Source organism: Acidovorax sp. SUPP950, from assembly GCF_030158935.1.
In the GTDB taxonomy this organism is placed as follows: Bacteria; Pseudomonadota; Gammaproteobacteria; order Burkholderiales; family Burkholderiaceae_C; genus Paracidovorax.
In genome coordinates this window covers 1,161,937-1,187,481 of the sequence record NZ_BQXE01000001.1, presented here as the reverse complement: position 1 = coordinate 1,187,481, position 25,545 = coordinate 1,161,937, and the positions used below count along the sequence as shown (strand labels likewise).

General features: G+C 69.6%; 24 protein-coding genes. 4 read left to right on the top strand and 20 right to left on the bottom strand.

What is annotated here, in order from left to right; translation table 11 throughout:
- The 13 genes from AVME950_RS05600 to AVME950_RS05540 all read right to left on the bottom strand — a co-directional run bounded on the left by AVME950_RS05600 (position 1) and on the right by AVME950_RS05540 (position 14,754).
- Complete coding sequence (locus tag AVME950_RS05600; protein WP_284429053.1) at positions 1-531, bottom strand: phage tail protein; 531 nt, start codon at positions 529-531, stop codon at positions 1-3.
- A 12-nt stretch (positions 532-543) separates the two neighbouring features.
- Positions 544-1,797, bottom strand: a complete 1,254-nt coding sequence (locus AVME950_RS05595; protein WP_284429052.1) for an ABC transporter substrate-binding protein — start codon at positions 1,795-1,797, stop codon at positions 544-546.
- A gap of 7 nt (positions 1,798-1,804) precedes the next feature.
- Complete coding sequence (locus AVME950_RS05590; protein ID WP_284429051.1) at positions 1,805-2,854, bottom strand: sulfotransferase family protein; 1,050 nt, start codon at positions 2,852-2,854, stop codon at positions 1,805-1,807.
- Positions 2,842-3,687, bottom strand: coding sequence for an aspartyl/asparaginyl beta-hydroxylase domain-containing protein (locus AVME950_RS05585; protein ID WP_284429050.1), 846 nt, complete (start codon positions 3,685-3,687; stop codon positions 2,842-2,844). The genes AVME950_RS05590 and AVME950_RS05585 overlap by 13 nt, the downstream gene beginning before the upstream one ends.
- Positions 3,688-3,721: 34 nt before the next feature.
- Entirely contained in the window at positions 3,722-4,537 is an 816-nt protein-coding gene (locus AVME950_RS05580) for a hypothetical protein (protein ID WP_284429049.1), read from the bottom strand.
- Positions 4,538-4,664: 127 nt separating this feature from the next.
- Positions 4,665-5,855, bottom strand: a complete 1,191-nt coding sequence (locus tag AVME950_RS05575) for a DUF1513 domain-containing protein (RefSeq protein WP_284429048.1) — start codon at positions 5,853-5,855, stop codon at positions 4,665-4,667.
- A 4-nt stretch (positions 5,856-5,859) separates the two neighbouring features.
- Positions 5,860-6,966, bottom strand: a complete 1,107-nt coding sequence (locus AVME950_RS05570; protein WP_284429047.1) for an imelysin family protein — start codon at positions 6,964-6,966, stop codon at positions 5,860-5,862.
- Positions 6,963-8,432, bottom strand: coding sequence for a di-heme oxidoreductase family protein (locus AVME950_RS05565; RefSeq protein WP_284429046.1), 1,470 nt, complete (start codon positions 8,430-8,432; stop codon positions 6,963-6,965). The genes AVME950_RS05570 and AVME950_RS05565 overlap by 4 nt, the downstream gene beginning before the upstream one ends.
- A 7-nt stretch (positions 8,433-8,439) precedes the next feature.
- Positions 8,440-9,639 carry an imelysin family protein gene (locus tag AVME950_RS05560; protein ID WP_284429045.1) on the bottom strand — a complete coding sequence of 400 codons (1,200 nt, stop codon included), beginning with the start codon at positions 9,637-9,639 and terminating at the stop codon, positions 8,440-8,442.
- A gap of 496 nt (positions 9,640-10,135) precedes the next feature.
- The gene (locus AVME950_RS05555; protein WP_272564549.1) at positions 10,136-12,079 is read right to left on the bottom strand and encodes a PhoX family protein; all 1,944 of its coding nucleotides are present in this window, start codon (positions 12,077-12,079) and stop codon (positions 10,136-10,138) included.
- Positions 12,080-12,403: 324 nt separating this feature from the next.
- Positions 12,404-13,237 (bottom strand): BPSS1780 family membrane protein, encoded by an 834-nt coding sequence (locus AVME950_RS05550; RefSeq protein WP_284429044.1) that lies wholly within the window; start codon positions 13,235-13,237, stop codon positions 12,404-12,406.
- Positions 13,238-13,315: 78 nt separating this feature from the next.
- A complete protein-coding gene (locus tag AVME950_RS05545; RefSeq protein WP_284429043.1) occupies positions 13,316-14,266 on the bottom strand; it encodes a homoserine kinase in 951 nt (316 codons plus the stop codon).
- A gap of 134 nt (positions 14,267-14,400) precedes the next feature.
- On the bottom strand, positions 14,401-14,754 hold the full coding sequence (locus tag AVME950_RS05540; protein WP_284426080.1) for a hypothetical protein: 354 nt from the start codon (positions 14,752-14,754) through the stop codon (positions 14,401-14,403).
- Between the two features lie 60 nt (positions 14,755-14,814).
- On the opposite strand from AVME950_RS05540, the gene polA reads away from it, so the two are divergent.
- A complete protein-coding gene (polA, locus tag AVME950_RS05535; protein ID WP_284429042.1) occupies positions 14,815-17,625 on the top strand; it encodes a DNA polymerase I in 2,811 nt (936 codons plus the stop codon).
- A 43-nt stretch (positions 17,626-17,668) separates the two neighbouring features.
- Here the strand turns inward: polA and AVME950_RS05530 are convergent, their stop codons facing one another.
- From AVME950_RS05530 to AVME950_RS05520, 3 genes are all read right to left on the bottom strand, one after another.
- Complete coding sequence (locus tag AVME950_RS05530; RefSeq protein WP_284429041.1) at positions 17,669-17,989, bottom strand: hypothetical protein; 321 nt, start codon at positions 17,987-17,989, stop codon at positions 17,669-17,671.
- 157 nt (positions 17,990-18,146) lie between these two features.
- Positions 18,147-18,770 carry a hypothetical protein gene (locus AVME950_RS05525; protein ID WP_284429040.1) on the bottom strand — a complete coding sequence of 208 codons (624 nt, stop codon included), beginning with the start codon at positions 18,768-18,770 and terminating at the stop codon, positions 18,147-18,149.
- A 22-nt stretch (positions 18,771-18,792) separates the two neighbouring features.
- Positions 18,793-19,335: a hypothetical protein gene (locus tag AVME950_RS05520; RefSeq protein WP_272564540.1), complete on the bottom strand. Its 543-nt coding sequence runs from the start codon at positions 19,333-19,335 to the stop codon at positions 18,793-18,795.
- A gap of 264 nt (positions 19,336-19,599) precedes the next feature.
- On the opposite strand from AVME950_RS05520, the gene AVME950_RS05515 reads away from it, so the two are divergent.
- Entirely contained in the window at positions 19,600-20,526 is a 927-nt protein-coding gene (locus tag AVME950_RS05515) for a LysR substrate-binding domain-containing protein (RefSeq protein WP_284429039.1), read from the top strand.
- Between the two features lie 48 nt (positions 20,527-20,574).
- Here AVME950_RS05515 and AVME950_RS05510 read toward each other — a convergent pair whose 3' ends face one another.
- On the bottom strand, positions 20,575-21,798 hold the full coding sequence (locus AVME950_RS05510) for a D-amino acid dehydrogenase (RefSeq protein WP_284429038.1): 1,224 nt from the start codon (positions 21,796-21,798) through the stop codon (positions 20,575-20,577).
- 274 nt (positions 21,799-22,072) lie between these two features.
- On the opposite strand from AVME950_RS05510, the gene AVME950_RS05505 reads away from it, so the two are divergent.
- Entirely contained in the window at positions 22,073-22,960 is an 888-nt protein-coding gene (locus tag AVME950_RS05505) for an amino acid ABC transporter substrate-binding protein (RefSeq protein WP_272564537.1), read from the top strand.
- A 35-nt stretch (positions 22,961-22,995) separates the two neighbouring features.
- Entirely contained in the window at positions 22,996-23,796 is an 801-nt protein-coding gene (locus AVME950_RS05500) for an aspartate/glutamate racemase family protein (protein WP_284429037.1), read from the top strand.
- A gap of 7 nt (positions 23,797-23,803) precedes the next feature.
- Here AVME950_RS05500 and AVME950_RS05495 read toward each other — a convergent pair whose 3' ends face one another.
- The 3 genes from AVME950_RS05495 to AVME950_RS05485 are packed head-to-tail and all read right to left on the bottom strand — an operon-like array spanning position 23,804 to position 25,544.
- Positions 23,804-24,280 (bottom strand): DUF2269 family protein, encoded by a 477-nt coding sequence (locus AVME950_RS05495; protein WP_284429036.1) that lies wholly within the window; start codon positions 24,278-24,280, stop codon positions 23,804-23,806.
- Positions 24,277-24,645 (bottom strand): DoxX-like family protein, encoded by a 369-nt coding sequence (locus AVME950_RS05490; RefSeq protein WP_284408433.1) that lies wholly within the window; start codon positions 24,643-24,645, stop codon positions 24,277-24,279. The genes AVME950_RS05495 and AVME950_RS05490 overlap by 4 nt, the downstream gene beginning before the upstream one ends.
- Complete coding sequence (locus AVME950_RS05485) at positions 24,642-25,544, bottom strand: NAD-dependent epimerase/dehydratase family protein (RefSeq protein ID WP_284429035.1); 903 nt, start codon at positions 25,542-25,544, stop codon at positions 24,642-24,644. Before AVME950_RS05485 ends, AVME950_RS05490 begins: the two co-directional genes overlap by 4 nt.
- Between the last annotated feature and the right edge of the window lies 1 nt (position 25,545).

Here is a 25,545-nt window from a genome sequence, read left to right as displayed (position 1 = left end):
TCAATTTCGGGACGGAAAGGTCCCTGCGAGCGCGATGATGAAGTTGAGGGAGAGATAGGGCTGCATGTTGTCGTGTGGCTGGCTGCTCCCGGCCAGCCCCGTCGTGACGCCGGCCAGGTTGCCGTCGGGGGCCTGGTTGGTGTATTGGTTATCGCGCCGGTCGGAAGCGGCCAGGTAGCGGCCGTTGGGCGCTGCCGAGTTGCCCGCGCCGCTGCTCACTGCCACGGAAGTGGTGTGGTTGTGCATCGGCATGTTGTTGATGTTGAGCGTGACGCTTTCCTGTCCAGCCGTCTGCCCCAGCACGTAATTGCTTCCGCCGGGCGACATTCCCATGCCCAGCGGTACACGGCCGCGCAGATCGGGCAGCGCGAAGGTGGTCTGGCCATTGCCTCCGTAGGTGGTGCCCAGCAACGAGAACAAGGCGGCATTACTGGAAATCGCCATCAATTGGCCCCAGCAAAAAGCCCAGTTTCGGGGCGCGTAGTTGCCTGCGAACACAGAGATTTCACCGATGAATGGGTCTGCAGCCATGATGTTCTTCCATTAAGTCACAAGATAAGGGGTGGTCCAGCCGCTGCAGCCGGGGGCTCCGAGCGGCGCGCCGGGGCCGCGCGTGGCCCATGCCATTTCGGTGCTCCCCCCCGTTGCGGGTGTGCCGGCGCGAAGCCAGTGGGTGCCGTTGCGATCGCCGCTCGCCAAGCCATGGGGCGGGTCTCCACGGGGGCCGCTTTCCGAAGGCGTTCGCAGGATGGCCAGTTGCTCGACCCCCGCGCCGTTGCTTTGCCACTGCGCGAAGCGCTGCCCGGCCTCGAAGCCGAGCAGGGCCGGGCCGCTCAGCTCCGCCAGCGGATCGGAGCCCGAAAGCGCGCAACGGGCGGCGATCGACCGGCAGGCGTCGGACCCGGCGTTCCAGGAGGCCACGCTGGTCCAGCCTCTCGGCCTCGACCCGACGGCTTCCGCCGGCCCCCGCGAAAAGAGGGTGCCCACCACGGGGGTCTGGCTGTGCGGCTGCAATTGGCTCCACTGCCGCTGAAAGCGCAAGGCCTGCGCGCCGGAATACAGGGCCACCACGAAGTCTGCGCGGGCGGCATGCCAGGCCGAACGCAAGCCGGCGAACTCGTCGGAGCCGTCGGGCAGGCCGGAGATGTGCATTGCCGACACCGTGCCGCCTGCGGCCTCGAACGCGCGGCGAAATTCATGCGGAAAGTCGTAGCCGCTTTCCAGAAAGCCCATGCACAGCAACGCGCGTGTGCCCCAGCGCCGTGGCGCTTCCCGCCCCAGCACCGCGCAGGACTGCCACAGATCCAGCGAGTGGGCAATCAGCCAGGGCGAACGGTCGGCCAGGCGCGTGGGCAACTGGTCGGCCCCCGTGTCGCTGGCCAGAAAAGGGATCTGGTTCGCTTCCAGGAGCGGCACCAGGTCCCGAGCCGACTGCATCGGCAGCCATCCTGCCAGCGCGTCGACCGCGCCGGAGCCGACGGCGGCACGCGCCTGCCGCAACGCGGCCTGGGGACTGCGCCCGTAGGGCAGCGGCAGCCAACGCGGGGGGTGTTCCGAGGCCTCGGCGCCCACTTGCAGGCCGGCCAGGAATTCGGCGGAGAGGGTGGGGTAGCGTGACGATTCCGGCAGCAGCACGCCGACCGTCCGCGGGGTGTCATGTCGCGCCGGGCCCTGCCGGTCCGTCGGCGCTGCCAGGGCCGGCGCAGCGGCGCAGGCCATGGTCGCTGCCGTGGACACGGAGGCGCCCAGGAAGCCGCGTCGGCCGAGTCGCGCAGGAGAAGGGAGCGAAGAAGTCATTGCGTGGTCAACCGGCTTCAAGGGCTTCGGAAGGGGTTCCGCCGGCGTGCATGGAGGCCTTGCCTGCCGCCGCGCGCATGGCTTCCAGGGCGCGGTAGTGGGGATCGATCCATTGCATGGCCAGTTCGTGCAGGCGAGGCGAAGCCTGGCTGCGCTTGCGCTGCGCGTCGGGTGCGAACGGATGGTTGGGGTGCTTCGAATGGACAGCGAAGGTGAGTTCGGCCTGCTCGGTGGCCGCAGCGTCGAGCGCCATGCCGAAATGCGGCACGACCTCCGTGAGGATGGCCGATGGAAGCTGCCGGTAGTCGAGCAGCAGTGTGCGCTCCGGCCGGAACTGCTGCACCATGGTTTCGTAGAGGGCGCCCAGGCTGCGGGCGCAATAGGCTTCGAGGCCCATCTGCAGCGCATCGTCGAACGCGATGCCAGCCAGGTTGACCCCCAGAGGCCCGCCGGGGATCAGGTAGGCCGCGCGCTGCTGCCACTGGGACACCAGCACTTCCAGCGGGTCCCGGTACAGGAAAAGCCACGGGGTGTCGGGCCAGGCTTGCGCGATCTGGTCCGCATAGCCTGTGGCCCAGCAATCGCATTTGATGACGAGGTGGCTGCGCCTTGCCCCGTGGTCCGGCCGCAGCGGTTGCGACCATGCGCTGGCCACCGCCCTGGCCGCGGGAACCGCCAGTGCCCGATCCATGCCGGGCAGCCGGGCGTTCGCGCGCATCAGATCGTCCAGCAGCGGAGGCTCCGAGAGGGTGACGTGGCTGTCCAGCGCCGCGAAGGCCTGCGTCACGAGCGTCGAGCCGCAGCGCGACACGTGAAAGACGATGCCCGATGGCGCCAGGCCTGGCGAGGCCTGCGCCCAGTCGAGCAGATCGGACAGCGGTGTCTGCCGGCGAAACCCCTGGTGGAAGGGGCGATGCATCGCATCCTGCACCCCGTCCGAGAAGAAGGGCGCGCGCGTGACCTCGGGCGGCGCGCGCATCCAGTCCACCAGCGTCTCGCCGCCAGCCCCGGAATAGATGCGGATGGGCGACCAGCCCTCGAAATTCAGACGACCCATTGCTGCATCCATGCCTGCCGCCCGGAGGCCATGGCGGACAGGACTTCCGCCTCGGTGAAGGCCCATCCGCGGGCCTGGCCCATTTCCATGCAGGCCTGCGCGAACGCCTCCCGCGAGTGGATGCCCAGCAGGCGGTCCTGCAGCGCCGGTTCGTCGAAGACCTGTTCCCGAAACCGCGCGAACCGCCACTGTGGGTCCTGTTCGGGCGGGTAGGGCCGCCCGGCATCGCCCGCAGCGATGGCCTGGCGCAGGCGGGGCGTCGCCTCGCAATCCACCACCAGGTGCAGCCGCTCGACCGTGCCCCGGTTGCAAACCCGGTGCGGCAGGGAGAAATCGGCATACCACCACTCGCCCGTGCGCATGGGCACCCGCTGGCCATCCACATGGAAAAAGACTTCGTCATGCGTCTGCAGCGGCAGGTGCAGGCGCACCTCGCCATTCCGCAGGCCCACGCCAGCATCGGCGTGTTCCAGGATGGCGCCACCGGGCGCGAGACGCAGCACGCGCACCGATTTGAGCGGTGCCCCTTCCGTGATGCCGGCCACCAGGGTCCGAATGGCGGGGCATTGCGCCATCGTGGCTTCGTCCTGGAAGAAGTCCGCGGCGAACTCGCCTGGCGCGGCAGGCAGCGGCGAGCGGGACGTGCTGCGCAGGGCCGCCACGTGCCAGCCGCCGTTGTGCTTCGCCAGGTTGAAATGCGGGCCCCAGAGGCCGTCCGGCAACGCATGGACCTCTTGCAGCGCCGCAGCCACTTCGGCCATGCCGTGCGCCAGCCGCCGCATGGGCGGGAAGTCGTTGGACGCAAGGGGGGCCACGGTGGGCTGGGCGGTCATGGGGCGATGCGGGCCGTGGGTGAAGCCAGCGCCGTTACTGGGCGCAGATCGCGTAGGCCGTGCAGCTTTGCAGGTCCGAGCGATAGGAGTTCAGGGCGCGGATCGTCCAACCGAAGGTGCCCGCATTGCCGCCGCAATTGGCCACCGGGCGGCTCTCGCCCAGGTAGACACCGATGTCTTCGGGCGATGTCTGTCCGGTGCTGGCGGAATGGCCGCCGCCCAGCACCTTCTCGCCCGCATTGCAGCAGGAGGTGACGGCGCAGGCCTGTGCATTCACCGGTTGCAGCGTGATCTCGCGCACGGTGACTCCCGTGCTCACCGAGCCTGCCGCGCCGGTCGGGCCCGCAGGGCCGGTGCCACCAGTGGAGCCGGTCGCGCCCGTGGCACCGGTCGCACCCGTGGGGCCCGCGGGTCCGGCCACGCCCGCGCTCCCCGTGGCCCCGGTGGCGCCGGATGGGCCGGTGGTCCCCGTCGGGCCGGCGATGCCCGTGGGGCCGGTCGGGCCCGCGTTGCCGGTCGCACCGGTGGCGCCGGCCGGGCCCGTAGCGCCCGTGGCACCTGTCGCGCCGGTGGCCCCCACCACGCCCGCACAGTTGCCGAGGGCGCCCCCGGGGCCATGGCACACCGGCGTCGCCTGCGATGGCGCAGACGCCAGTCCGGGCACCGTGACGGCGCCTGACGCCTCGTCCACGCGCAGGCGGATCTGGGTTTTGTCGGTGTTGGTCACCGTGAAGCCGCCATTGGGCGGCGGTGCAAGCACGATGTCCGCCGCCATCACTGCATGGCAGTGCAGGGCCCCAGCCACCAGGGCCGCGATCAGGTGTTTGCGTTGCGGAGGAAGAAAGGACATGGGCACCCCGTGATAACCGGCGGAGTGTAAGGAAAAGTCCTAAATTTTTGCCGTTTTGTAATGACTCCGATAGTTTTTATTTTGGTGTTCCGCGATGCAACATCTTTCAAGGGGGGTGGCACAGGGTTTACCCGGTGACGTACCAGTGATTGTCCACACGCGCCTTGGCCAGGCCGCTGCGGTGGAGATGGGGCTGCGGTGCGGCGCCGCGGGCGTCTTCCAGGGTGTGGTCCAGCCCGGCAGCCCACAGTGCGGTGCCGTTCACGGCGAGTGCGCAGACCTCAGGCAGCGCCACCAGGCGCTGCCAGTCCCCCTGGGGGCTGAAGGTGGCGATGCCCTGGGCGCGCGGGCAGCTCACGGCCCATCCCTCGGGGGTGGCGGCGATGCTGCCGCCATACCCCCGCAAACCGCCCCGTGGACCGCCGGGCCCCTGCGCGGGGACGGGCGCGGCGGCCCGCAGCGCCTTGCCATCGAAGAGCGCCAGCACGGGGGCCGCCTCCCGGTCCGGCTGGCCGTCGTGCTCGGCTTGCAGGGCGACGCCCAGCACCCGGCCGTCTGAGCTCCAGGCCAGGTGCCGAAGGCTCAGCCGCCGGTCGCCCAGCCGCCATTGGCCCAGCACGTCGCCAGTGCGGCCATGCAGCCGCACGACGGACGAGTCCATGGTCTCGAGCGCGCGTTTCACGCGGCCGGTCTCCGGCGCGGTGGGCACGCCGCCGTTGGCGACGATCAAGGTGGGCGCGCCATCGGCGAGCGTGTGGCGGTCCCAGAGAAGTTCGTGCGCGTCGATGCCCTGGGTGGGCCATTCGCTCACCGCCTCCAGCCGCTCGGCGCTGCGCTGCACGACGAGGCTCTGGCCGGTGTCGGCATCGGTCTCGGTGGTGTAGAGCAGGCGTCCGTCCGGCGATGCGATCACGTGGCCGTTGAACGAGCGGGTGCCGTCCGTCCACTGCCAGACGGGTTCGCGCGGGGTGCCTGGCCACCACCGCACCAGCCAGTCGCCGGGCCGGCGCGACGCCGCCACGATGCTGCCGTCCGGCAGGGGACACAGGCCGTGGGCACGGGTGGGAATGTCCAGGGTGTGCATTGCGCGCAGCGGTGCGTCCTGGCCGGGCCGGGCCTGCAGCACGCCGATGCGGTAGCTGCCGTCTTCCTGCTGCCATGCCGCTGCCAGGCGCAGCGAGCCCGCGGCGGCGGCCGGGCCGGCCCAGGCGGCGGCCAGCGGCACGGCCAGCCCCAGGCCTGCGCCGAGCCGCAGCGCCTGCCGGCGTGACAGTGGTGCCGAGGCGGCAGGGATGCCTTCCGGTCTCTTGGTTGGCATGGCGTCAGTCCCCATCGGCATCCGAAAACCCGATGCTCACCTGCAATGCTGGCGCGATCTCGGCCTCGGCCAGGCGCTTGAGCGCGGTCAGCTCCTTGGCCGCCTGCAGCACTTGCGGCCCGGTGTTCTTTCCGGGCTGCGCCAGGGCGGCAAAGGCGGTGTCGATGCGCTGCGTGGCCTGCAGCAACTGGTCGGCCAGGGGGTTCAGGCCGCGGCCTCGCAGGTAGGTTTCCAGCGGCACGAGGGCCTCGCCCGGCTTGGGCAGCGCGGCGCCTTGCGGCAGCACGGCCAGCGTGCGCAAGGCCTGCCATTCGGCGGCCCAGGCTTCGGGGGTGAGGCCGCTGGCGGCGCGTGGGTAGTCCGGCGTGCGGCTGCCCTGGGCGGCGCGCAGCGGCTTTTCCATGTGGGCCCAGCGCAGGCGTTCGATGCCGCCCACCCACTGGTTGATGAACTCGCCCATGGCCTGGGTGGAGCGCTCCTGCTCGTCCTCGGCGGCCCAGTCGGTGGTGGCGGCGCTGTCGAACGCGGCCTTGAGCGCCACCGCCTCGCGCTCCACGTCCAGCGCCGCCTCCACCGCATACCGGCAGGCCGGCGTGGCGGGCGCGGCCGGCTGCGTCCACAGCAGCCATTCGAGGGCGGGCAGGCCCTTGGCGGGCGTGCCCACGCGCTCGAACGCCTTGGCACCCTGCGGCTGGGCCTTGATGGCGCGCTCGATGAGCGGGGGCCGGGTGGGTGCGAAGTCGATCTGGCGCTGCGTGCGCCGGGCGATCACCGGGCCCACGGCCACGGCGCCCAGGCTCTCCCACGCGAGCATGGTGCTGCGCCAGGCGCCGCGGGCGGCGTCCAGCGCCGCGCCGGCCTGTGCCGGTGGCGCATCGCACAGGGCCCGCAGCGCGGGCGGCAGGGCCTGCGCCGCGGTGGCGAAGTCGCCCGCGCGGGGCAGGGCCCAATGGCCGTAGAGGCTTTGCAGGGCGTGCGTGGTGTCGTAGAACGGCACGGCGTCGTGCCGCCAGTTGGTCTGCGCGGTGGCGGTGGCCGCGGCGCCGGCCAGGGCGCACAGCGCCACCGCGGCCAGGCGGGGCAGGGGGCGCAGAGCAGGGAATTTCGTCATAGCGACTCCACGAATTGCACGAGCGCATCGCGCTCGGCTTTGTTCATCTTGAGCACGTTCTGCTTGGCTTCCTCGGCCTCGCCGCCGTGCCACAGGATGGCTTCGAGCACGCCGCGCGCGCGGCCGTCGTGCAGCAGGCGGGTGTGGCCGTTCACGTCCTGGATCAGGCCCGTGCCCCACAGCGGGGGCGTCTTCCACTGCCGGCCGTTGGCCGCGAAGTCGGGCCGGTGGTCGGCCAGGGCTTCGCCCATGTCGTGCAGCAGCATGTCGGTGTAGGGCCAGATGCGCTGGCCCGAGACGGCCTTGCTGGTCAGGCGCGGGAACGGCCCTTCTTTGGTGACGTAGCTGGGGCGGTGGCAGGCGGCGCACTGGGCCTGCGCGAAGAGCGCCTGGCCGCGCTGCACCTGCACGTCGTTCACCTTGCGGCGGGCGGGCGGGGCGAGCGTGGCCTGGTAGAACACCACGTCGTCAAAGGTCTTGTCGTCGATCTCCACGCCCGGCTGGCCCTGGCGGCCCGCGCTCTTGCCGCTGGGCGCGGCCAGGCAGTCCTTTTGCGCGGGCGTGCAGGCCTCGTGCGGGAAGTGGCGCGAGGTGATGCCCATGTCGCCCACGAAGGCGCCGCCGGTCTGGTGCGCGATGGTGGCCACGTTGCCCTTCCAGCCGAAGCGGCCGATCATCATCCGGGCCGATGGCGCATCCCACACGCGGTTGGGCACGCCCTTGATGGGGCCGGGCGCCTTGGCCTGGTCGGCGGCATTGGCGAGGATGTCGGCCTCGTCGATGGCCTCCAGCAGGCCCACGCCGATGATCTGTGGTGCGATGCGCGGGCTGACCATCACGTCCGGGTGCATCGGCCCGTACCCTAGGTCGGCAAAGCCGTATTTCGGGTCGAGCAGGGTGTAGGGCGTGCCATCGGCGAACTGGCCCTGGATGGTCTGGTAGCGCAGGGTGACGCGGCCCTCGGGCTTCACGCCGGTGATGCCCGCGTTGTTGAACTGGTCGCCGTACACGGGCTCGTGCAGCGGTCCGCCGTGGCCGTCGGCACCGGGGATGGACAGGCGGATCAGCAGCGCCACCGTGGGGTCCTTGGTCTCGCCCAGGCGGTTGAAGATCTCGGGCGGCGCCCCCCGGCCGTCCTGCACGTGGCAGCCGCCGCACGAGCGCGCGATGAAGTGCGGCCCCAGGCCGTCGCGCGCCTTGGTCGAGGCGGGTGCCTCCACCCAGTTGCGGCGAAAGAACGAGTTGCCGATGACGAAGCGCGTGCGCTCGTCGTCCGGCAGGTTGGCCGCGGGGAACGAGAAGGCGTTGCGCCCGGTGGCGAACACGGTGATGTCGCCGCCGGGCTTCTCGCCCAGCGGGTCCGGGTGGCCGCTGGCCACGAGGCCCGTGGCGGCCGCCGCCAGGCCTGCGCTGGCGGTCGCGAGGCGCCAGGTGCGGCGGCGGTGGAAGGCTTTCAGGAAACGCATCGCGGGATCAGGGTTGCACGAGGGTCAGCCGGGTGATGCCGATGGCGTTGGCGGCGGCGACCAGGTCCTTGGACTGCGCGCTCAGGCTGTCGATGGTTTTCTGGATGCGCTGGCGGCCCGGCGCGTCCTTCTCGCCGATGATCTCGCGGTCGAACGGCGCCTGGATCGCCTCGGCCGCCTTCACCGACGCGGCGATCTGCTGCGTGGTCTTCTCGGCCAGAGCCGCGTCCTTGGCGGCCACGAGGTCGCGCAGCGAGGGGCCCTGCACCTGGCTGCCATCGGCGCGCCGGTACTGGCCCAGCCACACGTTCTGGATGCCCTGGGCATTGGACACCGCGTCGCGGTGCGTGTTGTCGGAAAAGCAGGAGTGCTCGTCTTCCTGGTCCTGGCTGTTGAGCGCGACCTCCAGCCGCTCGCCGGCCAGTTCACCGCGCGAGAGCGAGCCCAGGCCCACCAGCATCTTGCGCACCGATTCCTGCCCGCCCTTGGCGAACTTGGCGCGGTAGTTGTTCTTGGCCTTCGGGTCCCAGGCCTTGACGAGGAAGGTTAGGTCGTCGATCAGCAGGTCGGTGACCACCGTCAGGTACTGGCGGCGGCGGTCGGCGTTCTTGCCCTTGCCATCGACGAAGTCCTCGAAGTTGCGGTCGCCCGGGCCGGTTTCCGAGAGGTCCTGGCCCCACAGGAAGAATTCGATGGCGTGCCAGCCGGTGGCGATGTTCTCCTCGCCGCCGCGCTCGTTCTGCGCGGCGAGGTTCTTCTTGGTGATGGCGAATTGGCGGTTGTTCACCAGGCCGGCGTCGGGCTTGCCTTCGACGCTGTCCACGTACGACTCGTCCATGGGCCAGGCGTTGATCTGGCCTTCGGGGCCCTTGTCATCGTCGATCGGGCCGCCGTAGAAGCGGAACGCCTCGGTCTGGCCATAGAACTCGCGCGCGGCCAGCCAGGTCTTGCGGGCCTCGGCCAGCGTCTCCACCGACGGCTTGGCCGTGAAGGCCTTGATGGCGGCGTGCATGGCCTTGGCTGCGTTCAGCGTGTCTTCGTAGTTGGCGTGCACCAGCGTGGCGTAGTGGGCAGCCACGGCATTGGCGGTGGCGGGCTGGGAGGCCTGGACGGCGGTGCCTTGTGCCTGGGCCACGCCCACGGCGCCGAGCGGACTGGCGGCCAGCAGGGCGGCGAGGGCGGCGGTTCTGAACAAGGGGGTCGTCATGGGCATCTCCAGGTTGGGTAAAAACGGACCGGGCGGACGCTTTCCGGCCTGCCGGAGGCAGGGCGCCGGGCCGCGTGCCGCCGGGCTCGGGCCCGGGGCAGCGGCCGGTGGAAGCGGCAGCGGGAACAGGCGGCAAGGTGGGAGCATCCGGCCGCCGGTCGGCAGCACGGCGCCCGGGGTGCGCCTGAGTGAGCGGGCATTATAAGAATGCGATTTATTATCATTTGAAGACAACCCTTCGCCCCGTACCGCCATGCGCGGAGCGGCCGGAAAGGGCGGGTCTCCATGGGAGAGGCTATTTGCTATTATTTTTGTAGCTGAATGCCCTAGAAGAATATGTGCTGGAGCCGGTTTTTGCTCCAATCTTCTGTGGCGGTGCGCCATGGGCGCTGCCGTGTGCCAATCCCATGAAAAAAAGCGAGGCCGGGCCTCGCTTTTGGGTGGGCACCGGCCGTGCCGCGCTGGCACGGCTCCGATGCCGGGAGAGCGGCTGCGCTCAGCTCAGCTTCATCTGCGACGGCGTGCCCGTCAGGTAGCCCACGGCCGAGCCGAACTTGTCCTTGTAGTTGGCGCGCACCAGCGGGTCCAGCGTGTCCTTGACCTTGCTGTGGATGCTGCCCCAGTCGCCAGCGTGCTGGAAGTTGCTCATGATGTAGGTGAAGCCGTTGATCTCGTCCACCGCATGGAGGCCGGTGGATTCGCCGCCCGCCGGCACCGACATCAGGCGCGACAGCTGCTTGGTGTCCACGTTGTACGCCCACAGGAAGTTGTTGACGTGCTGGCTGCTGTCCTCGCCGATGAACAGCGTGCGCAGCTTTTCGGAGAACTTGAGGTTGTCCGGGTTGGCGATGTTGTTCGGGTTGGCGGTGTTGCCCAGGGCGTCGGCCGTGATGTCTTCGCCGGCCAGCAGGGCCTTGGTGTCCACGGGCATCCAGTCGCTGTTGATCGCGGCGCCGGTGGTGTCCTTCTGGCCGCCGCGCAGGTTCAGCGCCATCACGGCGCCGGCCACGAGCTGCTTGGGCACCGAGATGCCGTTGCCCGGCACGTTGGCCGCGTTGCCCGCCACCATCGAGGTCTGGATGTTCTGCAGTGCCGAGTAGGCGATCTTGTCCTTGGCGTTGACCGTGGTGCCTTCCATCTTGGTGAAGCCCAGGCTGGCGCCCAGCAGGGCGGCGTAGCGGTGGGTTTCCAGGAAGGCGGCGGCCTTTTCCATGCCGGCGTTCAGCTTGATCCACTCGGTCTTGCCGTTGGCGACGATCTTGGTGAAGGTCGTGTCCTTGGGGTCGGCGCTGGCCACGGTCATGATGTCCGTGGGCTTGAGCTTGCCGGCCAGGGCCTCGATCTCGGCGCTGGTGGCGGAGCCCAGCTTGATCCAGGTGAGCGGCGCGGCCGTGGTGGCGGCGGGGTCGATGGAGAAGCCCGCGCCGACCTTGGCGGCGTACAGCGTGCCGGAGGACAGGTCCTTTTCCTTGTCGGCCACGAAGACGAAGTAGGCGCTGTTGGTGGCGTCGTCACCCATGAGCGCGGTGCGCTGGTCGGGCATGACCTGCACCAGCTCGTGCGAGATGCGGCCCATGCAGAAGTGCTTCTTGATGCTGGCCGTGCCGTCGGCGTTCACCGTCACTTCGGGCATGTGACCGTAGTGGTAGGGGTTGGCCGCCGTTTCGCTGCCGTACAGGTTCTTGCTGTAGGCCTTGAACTGCGCGTTGGAGGCGATGGTGAAGGCGTCCGGCTCGTACTCTTCGCTGGACAGGTGGGTACCCCAGGGCGACAGGCTCGCGCCGCAGGTGATCCACAGGCCGTGCACCTTGGAGGTGTCCACGTTGTGGTACTTGACCAGCGACAGCTTGCCCGTGGCGGGGTCCTGGTCCAGGCTCAGCACGGCGATGGGGGAGGGCAGCTTGCCGTACATGTCGGTCTTGCCGTCCTGCGCCCAGGTGGTGTATTCGAACTGCACCACGGCGAACACGGGGTTGCCCTTCACGCCGTCCACCTTGGCATTGGCCACGGTCAGCAGCGAGGTGCCGTCCGGCGAGTCGGAGAAGAACTGGCGTTCCTTGCCGGCCACGGTGGTGTCGGTGATGGCCTTGTTGTTGATGTCCACATAGCCGCCCGCGAGGATCTTGCCGCCCTTGCCGTCGGACACCATGTCGCCCGTCACGAAGAAGGGCTGGTAGGCCAGCTGGTAGTTCTGCACCGAGTTGTCGCTGAACTTCACGCTCATCGTGGAGCCCACGGACGTGGTCGCCATGGCAGCCGGGTTGGACAGCGTGGGCGCGGCCATCGAGCTGAAGCTGGCCGATGCGAACGTGGCGCCATCGCTGCCGCCGCCGCAGGCGGTCAGGAAGGATGCGGAGGCGCTGGCGCCCAGCGGCAGCATTGGCACGCCGGCGAGGAATTGCAGGGCCTTGCGGCGGGTGGGCATCGGGGTGTGGGACATCGTTTTGTTCCGGAAAGGAGAGGGGTGCGATACGCCGCCGGCAACGGCCGTGGGGAGCGGCAGGCCGGCGAGCCAAACGCGGAAACGACGCAATGCCGCTTCCACTGCCCGGATGCTAGGAATCGCCCGTGACAGCGATTTGAAGGAATGGTGACAGCCGCGTGACGCTGGCGGCCGCGTTGACCGCTGCCTCGGGCCCCATGCAGGGGATCGGAGCGATTGACGGGCGGGTGCGGGCCCGTCGGCCGGACCGGACTGCGCTCGTCCGGTCGGCGGTGGCCCGGGGGCTTTGGCCCCGTGGCCTGGCCCCGAAGGGCATGCGTGTCAGAGTGGGCCGGGCGGCTCGGCGGCGGCCTCGGACGGAGGCGGGACCAGGCGCCGCTCCGGTGGCTCGAAGCAGTCGCGGAACGAAAACACCACCGAGGTGAAGAACATCGCCGCCAGCATGAGCGCCGTCGCCACCATGATGCCGCCCGCCACGCCGCTGCCCAGGCCCAGGAGCGCCAGCAGCGTGACGCCGATGCTGACCACGATGCCCGCGCCCAGGAACACGCCCGTCCACACCAGGCCATAAACGGTGAAGGCGCTGAAGTTGCGCAGGCACGCCACCATGCTGAAGAACAATGCCTTCACGGGCGGCACGCCGTGCCAGTGCACCAGGCCCGGCGCATGCCAGAACAGCAGCGACAGCGGCACGTACAGCGCCAGGGCCAGCCACATGGCGGCCTGGAAATCCCCCGCCTCGGCCACCTCGCGCGTGAGCTGCTCGCCGCCCAGATACACGCGGGCGAACTGCCCGTCGTCCACGAGGGCCGAAATCGCCATCACCGCCAGAAAGCCCACGGCGTACAGGGCGCCCAGGATGAGCATGTCGCGCAGCCGCTGGCGCCCGGTGCGAAACGCCACCAGCAGCAGCGCCGGCGTGGGAAAGCGCCCCTGCGTGGCCTCGCCCGCGGCCACCATCATGGCCAGCGTGGCCGAGGGCAGCAGGGCCAGCGCGACGGCCGGGCCGATCAGCGGCAGCAGGGTGGCCAGCGACATCGCGGCCATGGTCATGAAGAACAGGGCCGCCAGCGCCATCGGCTGGCGCCAGAAGACGCGGATGCCGAGCCGGACCCAGTCAAGGCCGGCACGGGCGGGAACGATGTGGAGTTTCATGGGTGGATTGTGGTGGAGGGGCCCCAAGCCGTGCACGGGCCAGGGACATGCGGCCGGCGGCGGGCCGCCCGCGTCCGTTCAGGCATGCACGGGGTGTGCCAGGCGTTCGCGCAGCACGCGCTCGAAGTGCGTGGGGTCGTGCGGCGTCAGCAGCGAGGCCTCGCGCGGCAGGTAGAAATCCCACAGCCGCGAGATCCAGAAACGCAGCGCGCCGGAGCGCAGCATGGCGGGCAGCAGGGTGCGCTCGTCGGCGGTGAGCGGGCGCACGCCTTGGTAGGCGTCCAGCATCGCGCGGGCCCGCGCGTCGTCGTGCGCGCCCGTGGGCAGGTCGATGCACCAGTCGTTCAGGCACACGGCCAGATCGAACAGGAAGGTGTCCACGCCCGCGAAGTAGAAGTCGAAGAAGCCAGTCAGCTCTTCGCCGTCGAACATCACGTTGTCGCGGAACAGGTCGGCATGCACCGGCCCGCGGGGCAGCGCGGCATAGCCGGCGGAGGCCGCCACGTGGTTCTGGTAGGCCAGTTCGGAGCGCAGCAGCGCGGCCTGTTCCTCGCCCACGTGGGGCAGCACGGCGGGAACGGTCTCGTTCCACCAGGCCAGCCCGCGCAGATTGGGCTGGCGGCGTTCGTAGCCGTGCCCGGCCCGATGCATGCGCGCCAGCGTGGCGCCCACGGCGGCGCAGTGCGAGGCTTCGGGCGCCAGCTGGCTCTTGCCGCGCAGCTTGCTCACCACCGCGGCCGGCTTGCCGGCGACGCTGTGCAGGATGTCGCCGTGCTTGTCGGCCCGCGGATCGGGCACGGGAATGCCGGCGTGCGCCAGATGCTTCATCAGGTGCAGGTAGAACGGCAACTGCTCGGCGGTGAGCCGCTCGAACAGCGTGAGCACGTACTCGCCCTGGTCGCTGGTGAGAAAGTAGTTGGTGTTCTCGATCCCGCCCTCGATCCCGCGCAGCGATACCAGCGTGCCCAGTTGCAAACGGCGCAGCAGGTCGCGCGCCTCTTTCTTGGAGACTTCGGTGAAGACGGCCATCGCTCAGCGCAAACGAAGAAAGGGAAAAGGGAGTGGAGAGGAAAAAGACACGGAAGTGCGAACGCAGGGAAGGCAGCCGAAGCCGCCGCGCGCCCGATCGCCCGGTGGCCGCGCCGTGGCGGGCGGCCGGGAGCTCAGAACTTCATCACGTTCCACACGCGCGGGGCGGTGTTGGTTTCGGCGCCGTTGCGTGGGCGGGTGCGGGCGCCTTCGCCGGGCTGCACTTCGTATTCGGGCATGCTGCCGGTCTTGGGCTGCACGGTGATGCTCTGCGTCTGGCCGCCCACCCGCAGCTCGTTCACGCGGCTGCCTTCGTCTTCGACCTGGATGCGCTCGACGCGCTGGTTCTGGCGGCCTGCCGATTGCTCCTGATTTGGTAGCTGCTCTCGCTGATCAGTCGTGCGCTGGGCCGCGTTTTGATCGGGGGTCTGGGCCAGGGCGGGGCCGGCGATGAAGGCCAGCAGGAGGAGGGTGTGGGCAGCGCGCATGGGGCGGATTGTAGAGCGCAGCACCTGGGTGGCGCGCAGCGCGGGGCACAATCTGCGGCTATGAGCAAACCCAAGACCCTGGTGCTGGTGGACGGCTCCAGCTATCTGTACCGCGCCTACCATGCCATGCCCGACCTGCGGGCCGTGCCGGGCGACCCCGCCAGCCCGGCCACGGGCGCCATCCGCGGCATGGTCAACATGATGCAGGCCCTGCGCCGCGAAGTGCGCGCCGACTATGCGGCCTGCGTGTTCGACGCCTCGGGCAAGACCTTCCGCGACGACATCTACCCCGAATACAAGGCGCAGCGCGCGCCCATGCCCGACGACCTGCGCAGCCAGATCCCGGCGATCCACGAGGTCGTGCGCCTGCTGGGCTGGGCCGTGCTCGACGTGCCGGGCGTGGAGGCCGACGACGTGATCGGCACGCTCGCCGTCACCGCGGCGCGGCAGGGCGTGGAGGTGATCGTCTCCAGCGGCGACAAGGACATGAGCCAGCTTGTGGATGCGCACATCACCATCATCGACACCATGAGTGGCAAGAAGCGCGACATCGCCGGCGTGACGGCCGAGTTCGGCGTGCCACCGCACCTGATGGTGGACTACCAGACCCTGGTGGGCGACACCGTGGACAACGTGCCCGGCGTGCCCAAGGTGGGCCCGAAGACGGCCGCCAAGTGGCTCATGGAATACGGCTCGCTCGATGCGCTGATGGAGCGCGCCACCGAGATCAAGGGCGTGGCCGGCGAGAACCTGCGCAACGCGCGCGACTGGCTGCCCACCGGGCGCCAGCTGGTCACCATCCGCACCGACTGCGACCTGGAAGGGCATGTGGCCGGCCTGCCGTCGCTGGACGCGCTGACCACCGGCGCGCAGGACGCCGCGGCCCTCAAGGCCTTCTACGAACAGTACGGATTCAAGGGCCTGGCCCGGGCCATCGACATCCAGGAAACCGCCCCCGAACTGCTGGAGGAAGGGGCCGCCAAGGCGTCCAGGGGACGTGGCGCCGCCATGGACCCCACCCCCGGCCTGTTCGACGAGCCCGCCGAAGTGGCCGCGGCCAAGGTGAGCAACCTGCAGTACGACACCGTGCTCACCTGGGAGGCGTTCGATGCCTGGCTCGCGCGCCTGCAGGCCGCCGAACTGGTGGCGATCGACACGGAGACCACCTCGCTCGACGAGATGCGCGCCGAGATCGTCGGCATCAGCTGGAGCGTGGAGGCCGGCACGGCCGCCTACGTGCCGCTCATGCACGATTACCCCGACGCCCCGGCGCAACTGCCCCGCGACGAAGTGCTGGCGCGGCTCAAGCCCTGGCTGGAGGACGGCACGCGCAAGAAGCTCGGCCAGCACGTCAAATACGACCGCCATGTGCTGGCCAACCACGGCATCGAAGTGCAGGGCTACGCCCACGACACCATGCTGCAGAGCTACGTGCTCGAAGTGCACCGGCCGCACGGCCTGGGCAGCCTGGCGGAGCGGCACCTGGGGCGCAGCGGCATCCACTACGAAGACCTGTGCGGCAAGGGCGCCAAGCAGATTCCTTTCAGCCAGGTGTCGATCGAACTGGCGGCCGAGTATTCGTGCGAAGACTCCGACCAGACACTGGACGTGCACCGCGTGCTGTGGCCCCAGTTGCAGGCCGACGACAAGCTGCGCGGCATCTACGAACTGGAGATGGCCAGCAGCGAGGCGCTCTACCGCATCGAGCGCAACGGCGTGCTGGTGGACGCGCCCATCCTCGCGCAGCAAAGCCACGAGCTGGGCCAGCGCATCCTGCAACTGGAGACCGAGGCCTACGAGATCGCGGGCCAGCCCTTCAACCTGGGCAGCCCCAAGCAACTGGGCGAGATATTCTTCGACAAGCTGGGCATGCCGGTGGTCAAGAAGACCGCCACCGGCGCGCGCAGCACCGACGAAGAGGTGCTGGAAAAGCTGGCCGAGGACTACCCGCTACCCGCCAAGCTGCTGGAGCACCGCAGCCTGTCCAAGCTCAAGGGCACCTACACCGACAAGCTGGCGCAACTGGCCCATCCCTCGACCGGCCGCGTGCACACGCACTACGCCCAGGCCGTGGCGGTGACGGGGCGCCTGTCCAGCAACGACCCCAACCTGCAGAACATTCCCATCCGCACGGCGGAAGGCCGGCGCGTGCGCGAGGCCTTCGTGGCGCCGCCCGGGCGTGTGATCGCCAGCGCCGACTACAGCCAGATCGAGCTGCGCATCATGGCCCACCTCAGCGGCGACGCCTCGCTGCTGCATGCCTTCACCGAAGGGCTGGACGTGCACCGCGCCACGGCGGCCGAGGTGTTCGGCGTCGAGGTCGGCCAGGTCAGCAGCGAGCAGCGGCGCTACGCCAAGGTCATCAACTTCGGGCTCATCTACGGCATGAGCAGCTTCGGCCTGGCCAAGAACCTGGGCATCGAGACCAAGGCCGCCGCGGCCTACATCGACCGCTATTTCCAGCGATATCCCGGCGTGAAGCAATACATGGACGACACCAAGGCCCTGGCCAAGACCAAGGGCTATGTGGAGACCGTATTCGGCCGGCGCCTGTACCTGCCCGAGATCAACTCCCCCAACGGCCCGCGGCGCAGCGGCGCCGAACGCGCCGCCATCAACGCGCCCATGCAGGGCACCGCCGCCGACCTCATCAAGAAGGCCATGGTCGCCGTGCAGGACGTGCTGGACGCCGAAAAGCCGGGCGTGCTCATGATCATGCAGGTGCACGACGAACTGGTGTTCGAGCTGCCCGAGAGCGAAGTGGACTGGGTGCGCCGCGAGATCCCTCGGTTGATGGCGGGCGTGGCGGACCTGAAGGTCCCGCTGCTGGCCGAAGTCGGCGTGGGGCCGAACTGGGACAAGGCGCACTGAGGCGGGCGGGCTGGGGCCGGTCAGGGCCGGCCCGACTCCAGCTTTACTGCCCCATCAACGCAGGCAGCGCCTTTTCGCACGCGGCCTGGCAGAGAAACCGCTGCGTCTGGCCGGTGGCCTCGGCCGTCAGGTAACCCGCTCCGGCTGCGTGGATGCGCCACGCGTATTTCGCCCCGCCTTTCATGAGCGTGCCGGAGAAGCTGCACGGAAGGATGATCGATTCGGCATGGAATGTCGCGGCAGAGACTTCGTGGGCGGTCGAGAAATAGGTGGCTACGTCTTTTGGCGTGAGGGACAGCGTTTCGCAGCCCAGGGTGTCGGCTGCTCCACTGTCCTCATGCCGCTGAATGCCTTCAGTGTCCACGTGTAGCGGCTGCGCACGGGGGCTCGGCAAAGCCGTCCAGAGCGCGCCCAAACCGACGGCCACACAGACGAGCATGCCAATGGCGCTGAGCCCTGATGCGTTCAAAGGCAAAGTGCGACTCGGAGCGTTCCTTTTCGATGCCAGGTCGAAAGCCGCTTCACGAGGCTGGACAGTCCGGCGTCACGTCCGCTCCCAGCGGAAGGTAGTAATGCGCCTTCGGCACCCATTGCCCCTTGGCGCCGCTCTCTGCGACCTTCACGTGCATGCCTTCGCTGGACAGGCAGTGGTCCACGCGCAGGCGGGCCTTGCGGTCCGGCCATCGCAGCACCACGCGGTGGGCATGGGTGCGGGAGACCACGGCGTTCTTCGCCAGCAGCAGGCCCACGAAGCCTTCTTCGGGCGCCTTCTGGAATTTCGCATCCCGTTCATCCGCAGGGACCGCGTCTTCACCGCGGTATTGCAGGATGGAGGCGTCCTGCACCGCCGCGCCCGCCTGAACGCAGCACTCCGGCTTCTTGCCCATGGGCGGAGACAGCCGAAGGTAGTGAAGTGCCGCACCTTCAGGCTGGAGCTGGCCCAGCACCAGCCGGGGCGCGTCGGGCCGGCGGGCGTCGAGAAGGCCCACGCGCGAGGACACGGGCGATGCCGAAGGCACGGGCTGCGCGGTGTCGGCCTGCGCGCTGGTGCCGCCGAGGAACAGCCCCGCCAGCGCCAGAAGGACCGAGGCCGTGGACCGGCTGAAAAAACGGCCGTCGGGTATCTGGCCTGCCGTACCGCTCAAGCGGCGGCGGGGGAGGATGCGCTCAGTGGCCATCATCGGACCAGTGCGGCGGGTCGGACGTGAGCTTGTAGACCCCGTAGGTCGCGCCCAGGGCATGCAGTTGCGCAGCGGTGGTGACAGTGGTGCTGGTGCCTGTGGCATCTTTGAAGGCCTTCCCTGAATAGTTGGTGATCGTCATGTCGATGGCGCGCCCCTCGGAATGGCGCGAGGTCAGGGCGGGTGCATACACGATGCCATAGCCTGCCACCATCTGGTTGGCGGCGACCCGGGCCGCGCCCGCATTGACCGCGCCCGTGGCACCGCGGTGGACCCATTCAATGTCCACGCCCGCCATCGCGGGCACCGTGGCGGCGTCCGCGTTTTCGCGGGCGATGCGCCAGGCGTGATGCATGAGGTAGGCCCGCTCCGGCGGGCGCAGCGTGGCGGAGATGGAGACCGAGGCCCCCCCGGCTTCCAGCGCGGCGATGAACGTGTCCACCTTGGTGCGGAAACTGGCGATCAGATCGCTGGTGGAGGTACTGGTCGGGAACCGGGCAACCCACGCGCTGCCACTTGAATCTGCCATGTGCCTTGTCTCTTTCTGAAGGAAGGGAAGGGTGCTGGATGGAATCCAGGGGAATGGGCAACGCGGCGCGCCGACGGGTCGAGAGACGGCAGGCCTCCCAGGGCCACCGGGGCCGCGGGTTGTCACGCACCGCGGCGAGCCTATCCGCACCCCATGACCGCACCGCGACATTTGTTTCCAATTGCGTCCTGCGCACAGCGGATGCAGATGCTTTTTGATGCAATATGGTCAGATGCCCTTCTCTCGAAAAAGCCTGCCTTTGCCATGCGCCTGCGCCACATCGAAGTCTTCAATGCGGTGATGCTCACCGGCAGCGTGAGCGCGGCCGCGCGGCTCATCAACGTCACCCAGCCGGCCGTGAGCCGCATCCTCGCGCATGCCGAACTGCAGCTGGGGTTCGCGCTGTTCCACCGCATGAAGGGGCGGCTCGTGCCCACGCGCGAGGCGCAGACCCTGTACCCGCACATCGAGCGGCTGTTCAACCAGCTCGACGACGTGCAGCGCCTGGCCAACAGCCTGCGCGGCCAGCAGCGCGAAGGCGAATTGCATGTGCTGAGCGTGCTGGCACTGAGCCACGAGGTGATGCCGCGCGCGCTGCAGGCCTTCCGTGCGCAGCACCCGGACGTGGTGGTGCGCATCGATGCGTTGCACTCGCCGCAGATCGTCTCGGCCCTGGTGCTGCAGGAGGCCGACATCGGCTTCGTGTTCAGTGCGCTGGTGCACCCCTCGCTGGCGCAGGAGACGCTGGCGGAAGGGCGCGTGGTGTGCATCGCGCCCAAGGGCACGCTGGATGCGGACGTGGTGCAGGCCGGCGTGGTGCACCTGGCCGATCTGGCCCACACGCCGGTGATCCGCCTGGAGGCGAACGATCCGCTCGGCACGATGGTGAACCACGCCAGCCGCGAGGCCGACGTGGGCCTGCAGGCGGCCTTCACGGTGCAGACCTACCACGCGGCGCTCGCGCTCGCGCACCACGGGTTGGGCGTGGCGCTGGTGGATGTGTGCACCGCAGCGTCGGCCGACCGCACGCGGGTTGACGTGCTGGCGCTCGCGCCGCGCATCGCGGTGCCCGTGAAGGCGCTGCGCATGGTGAACCGGCCCGCATCACTCCTGGCGGACACCATGGTGCGCTGCATGCGCGACGCGGTGGCGCAGACGCTGGCGTCGGCCGGCTTGGCGGAGAGCGACTGACAAGCCGAGTGCGGCGGCGAACGCGCGCCGGCCTTCCCCCGCCGTGACTCAGGCGGGTGCGCAGGCCTGCAGCATCTGCTCGGCTACGATGGCCGCGGTACCGAACGCCAAGGTGAAGCCCAGTGCCCCGTGCCCCGTGTTGATCCACAGGTTGTCGGCCTCGGCGGCGCGGCCGGCGATGGGCAGGCCCGTGGGCGTGGCGGGCCGCATGCCGGTCCAGGGGTGCAGCGATGCGGCGGGCGCTTCGTGCCCCAGCACGGTGCGCACCGTGGCGCGCAGGCTGTTGATGCGTTCGGTGCGGATGCGGCGGTCGTTGCCCACCAGCTCTGCCATGCCGGCCACGCGCAGGCGCTGGCCCAGGCGGGCGAACACGACCTTGCGACCCGCGTGCGTCACGTTCATGCGGGGCGCCCAGGGTGCATCGGCCGGGGCGTCGAGGGTGATGCTGTAGCCCTTGATCGGATAGACGGGCAGGTGCACGCCCACCATCCGGGCCACCGCCACGCTGCCGCTGCCCAGCGCCAGCACGAAGCGGTCGGCCTCGATGGTGCCTGCGCTGGTGCGCACCGCCGCGATGCGCCCCTGTGCCCGGTCGAACCCCTGTACCTGCGCACCCCGTTCGAAGCGCACTCCGCGCTGCGCCAGCAGGGCATGCAGCCCATCGCACACCTTCTGGCAGTCCGCCGCGCACTCGCTGGGCGTGTGGATCGCACCGGCAATGTGGGGCGCGTGGTGGGCGAGCGCGGGTTCCAGCTCCACGCAGCGCTGGGCGGACACCGAGGCCTGTTCGCTGCCCCAGGCCCGCTGCAGTTCCATCTGCCGTTCGGCCGCGGCCAGGCCATCGGGCGTGCCGTACAGCACGAGCTTGCCGGTGCTGGAGAAGTCGCATTCCAGCGCCTCGCGGGCGCGCATGGCTTCGAACCCGGCGCGGCTGCGGGCCGCCAGCGCGAGCAGTTGCGCCGTGGTGCGGCGCGAGGTGGCGCCGTTGCAGGCCGCCAGAAACTGCAGGGCCCAGCGCCACTGGTGCGGGTCCCGCTGCAGCCGCACCTGCAGCGGCGATTCGCGCGACAGCAGCAGCTTGGGCAGTTGCGCCCACAGGCCGGGGTCGGCCAGGGGCTGCACGTAGCTGTAGCTCAGCTGTGCGCCATTGCCGCCGCTGGCGCCGCCGCCCACCGGGCCCTGGTCGATCACCGTGACGCGCATCCCCTGGCGCTGCAGCGCGTAGGCCGTGGCCAGGCCCACGATGCCCGCACCCATCACACATGCATCCATATCGCTCGATTCCCGTTGGTTGTCCGTCCTGGGCACTCTAGGGACGCGCGCGGCCTTTGAACAATGCCAAACCGCGGGACAGGCATGCCGGGAAGTTATGCGCCGGCGCCGGGCGCGAAGATTGCATGGGGACCCTCTGGCCGATGCGGATGGCATAACTTTTCGTCATGGCCCATGCTGCCGAATGAATTGTTCAAAGCCGCACCGAGTTCCTAAAGTGCCTGGGCACCTGCACCGTTCCATTCCCCTTTTTGTTCCCGTCAAGGAGTTCCCCATGAAGCCATTCCTGTCTGCCGCCGTCCTCGCTTGCGGCGTGTGCGCTGCGGCCACCGCGGCCCACGCCGACACCCTGCAGAAGATCGCCGACTCGGGAAAGATCACGCTGGCCTACCGTGAATCGTCGGTGCCCTTCAGCTACCTGGCGGGCCCGGGCGAGCCGATCGGCTTCTCGGTGGACATCTCCAACGCGGTGGTGAATGCGGTGCGCGCCAAGCTCAAGAACCCGGCGATCAAGGTGGAACTGCAGGCTGTCACGTCGCAGAACCGCATTCCGCTCATCACCAACGGCACGGTGGACCTCGAATGCGGCTCCACCACCAACAACTCCGCGCGCGGCAAGGACGTGCAGTTCGCCGTGAACTATTTCTACACCGGCACCCGGCTGCTCACCAAGAAGACCTCGGGCGTGCAGAACTATGCCGACCTGGCCAAGAAGAAGGTCGCCAGCACCAGCGGCACGACCAATGCGCAGGTGATCCGCAAGTACAGCCGCGAGAACAACCTCGAGATGGACATCGTGCTCGGCAAGGACCACGACGATTCCATGCTGCTCGTCGATTCGGGCCGTGCCGAGGCGTTCGCCATGGACGACATTTTGCTGTTCGGCCTGAAGGGCAATGCGCGCAACCCCGCGGACTGGGTGGTGGTGGGCGATTCGCTGCAGGTCGAGCCCTATGCCTGCATGCTGCGCAAGGACGATCCGCAGTTCCAGGCGCTGGTGAACGGCGTGATCGGCGGGATGATGAAGTCCGGCGAGTTCGAGAAGCTCTACACCAAGTGGTTCATGTCGCCCGTGCCGCCCAAGGGCCAGAACCTGGGCCTGCCCATGTCCAAGGAACTGCGCGACAACCTGGTGGCGCAGAGCGACAAGCCCGCCAACTGATCGCCCTCTGCGCCAGCGCTTTCCGGAAATTGTCCATGACGCCGTCAGTCCCCGCGATCTCCCCGGTGCCCCGCATGGTGGGCATCCTGGGCGGCATGGGGCCGGCCGCCGGGGCCGACTTCGTGCGGCTCTTCGTGGAGGCGTGCACACGGCGCATGGCCGCGCTCGGCATTCCCGTGCGGGACCAGGCCTATCCGGAGCACTGGCTGGCGCAGGTGCCCATTCCCGATCGCACGGCGGCCCTGGGCGACCGCACGTCCGGCGCCCATCAGCCGGCAGAGCCGATGGCGCAGGCCACGGGCCGGCTGGTGGCGCTGGGGGTGCAGGCCGTGGCGATCGCATGCAACACGGCCCATGCCTGGCATGGGGAGCTGCAGCAGCGGTTTCCGCAGCTGCAGGTGCTGCACGGCATGCGCGAAGTGGCGGCCGGGCTCGCGGCCGCGCAGGTTCCACGCGTGGCGCTGCTGGCCACGCAAGGGTCGTACGACAGTGGGCTGTACCAGGCGGAACTGCAGCGCCACGGGGTGGCCTGCGTGCTGCCGCAGCCCGGTGAGCGCGAGCAGCTCATGCAGGGCATCTACGACGGCGTGAAGGCCGGCGACTATGCGCTGGCCCGCCACCGTTTCGCGGCGGTGGCACAGGCGCTGCGCGAACGCGATGGGGTGTCGACCCTCATCATGGGCTGCACCGAAATCCCGCTGGCCCTGGACGAGGCCGCGGCGGGCGCCCGCCTGGTCAACCCGTCGCAGGTGCTGGCCGAGGCACTGGCGCGCTGCGCCTATGCCGGGATCGGGCCGCGAACGCCCGCGCGTGCGGGCGCCGACGCCATCGCCTGAACGGCGATCAGCCCCACAGCGCGGGCTTGTGCACCATCAGGAAGAACACGGCCAGCATGGCCACGAAAGCCGGGTAGCCCAGCGCCTCCCACCAGCGTGCGTAGCGGGTGTAGAGCGCCGGCATCGGCGTGCCTTGCGCGGCGGCGTCCCGTGCCATGGCAGCCATGCGCCACTGCAGCCACAGCACCGGCAGCCAGCACAGGCCGGCTATTGCATACAGCGCGATCGAGGTGGCCAGCCATGGCGTGGACAGCGGCCAGCCGGCCATCGTCGCCATGGCGGCGCCGGTCACCGGCTGCACGATGCCGGCCGGCGTGGTGAACCACGTGTCGGCCCGCACCACCAGCCGCGACACCACGGCCTGGGCGGCCACGCTGCCGCTGCGGTTGGCGAAGAACAGGTAGAACGCCGAGCCGAAGCCCGTGCCCACCAGCAGCACGCTGGACAGGATGTGGATCCATTTGAGTGCGAGATAGGTGTTCATGTGCGTGGCGCTTTCAGCAGGACGACGAGGATGGCGGCGATGGGCAGGTTCTTGAGCAGCGGCCCCAGCGGGTCCAGCCACAGCGCGGGCAGCAGCACCGTGGCGACCACCGTCATCACGCCCATCAAGGCCAGTGCCAGGGCATCGGTGGCCCGGCCGGGGCGCAGCCACAGCGCGAGCCCGATGGCCGTGTCGGCGGCGATGCCGCCCCACACCAGCGCCTGGATCCAGGCTTCGCTCTGCAGCCCGCCACGCACCAGCAGATCGCGGCCCTGGCCTTGCGATTCGATGGCACTGGCCAGTGCGGTGCCCAGCCACACCAGGACGAGGCTGCCGCGCAGCCAGCGGGTGGTTTCGGCGTTCATCGTGCGGACGGCGCCCAGGCGCTTTCGACCAGATGGCGGTAGTGCGTCGCTTCATGGCCCAGCAGGCGTCGCAGCGCGGCCGGGTCTGCCGTGTTGTCGCTGCCCAGCAAGGCGAGCGTTTCGCTGCACCAGGGCAGGGCCGGCACCTGGTCGCCCAGGCGGGCGCTCAGGTGGCTGAGCGCATCCGGCAGGCGCAGCACGCGGGCGGGCCCGTGGCCCGATTGCTGGCGCAGGCTGGCGATCAGTTCGGCCATGGGCACCGCCTCGGGCCCGCTGCATTCGATGAGGCCGGTGGTGTCCAGCGCGGGGCCCATCAGCGCGGCCACCGCATCGGCCAGATCGTGCACCGCCACGGGCTGCACGCGGGCCTGCAGCACCGGCCCGGGCAGCACCAGCACCGGCAGGCGTGCCAGGTTCATGAAGAGCGCGCTGCTGGCGCCACCCCGGCCGAACACGATGCTGGGCCGCAGCACCACGCCCGACACGGCCCCTTGTGCGGTCAGACCGAGCAGGTGGGTGTCGGCCGCGCGTTTGGTGGTGGCGTAGCGTGTGGCGCTGCCGGCAATGCCCAGCGCCGAGATCTGCACGATGCGCCGCACGCCGGCCTGGGCGCAGGCGTCGAACAAGGCCACCGGCGTGTGCTGGTGCAAGGCGTCGATGGGGCGTGCGCGGGTGTCGCGCAGCACGCCGACGGCATTCACCACCGCGTCGATGCCTGCCAGGCGCGGCAGCCATGCGGCGGGCGCCGTGTCGTGCGCGAAATCCATGGCGACCTGGCCGGGGCGGCCTGCCGCGCGGCGCGGCGAGACGCCGCCGTGCACGGTGTGGCCCGCAAGTTCGAGCGCGCGTTGCACCGCGCGGCCGATGAATCCGGTAGAGCCGGTGAGAAGGATGTGCATG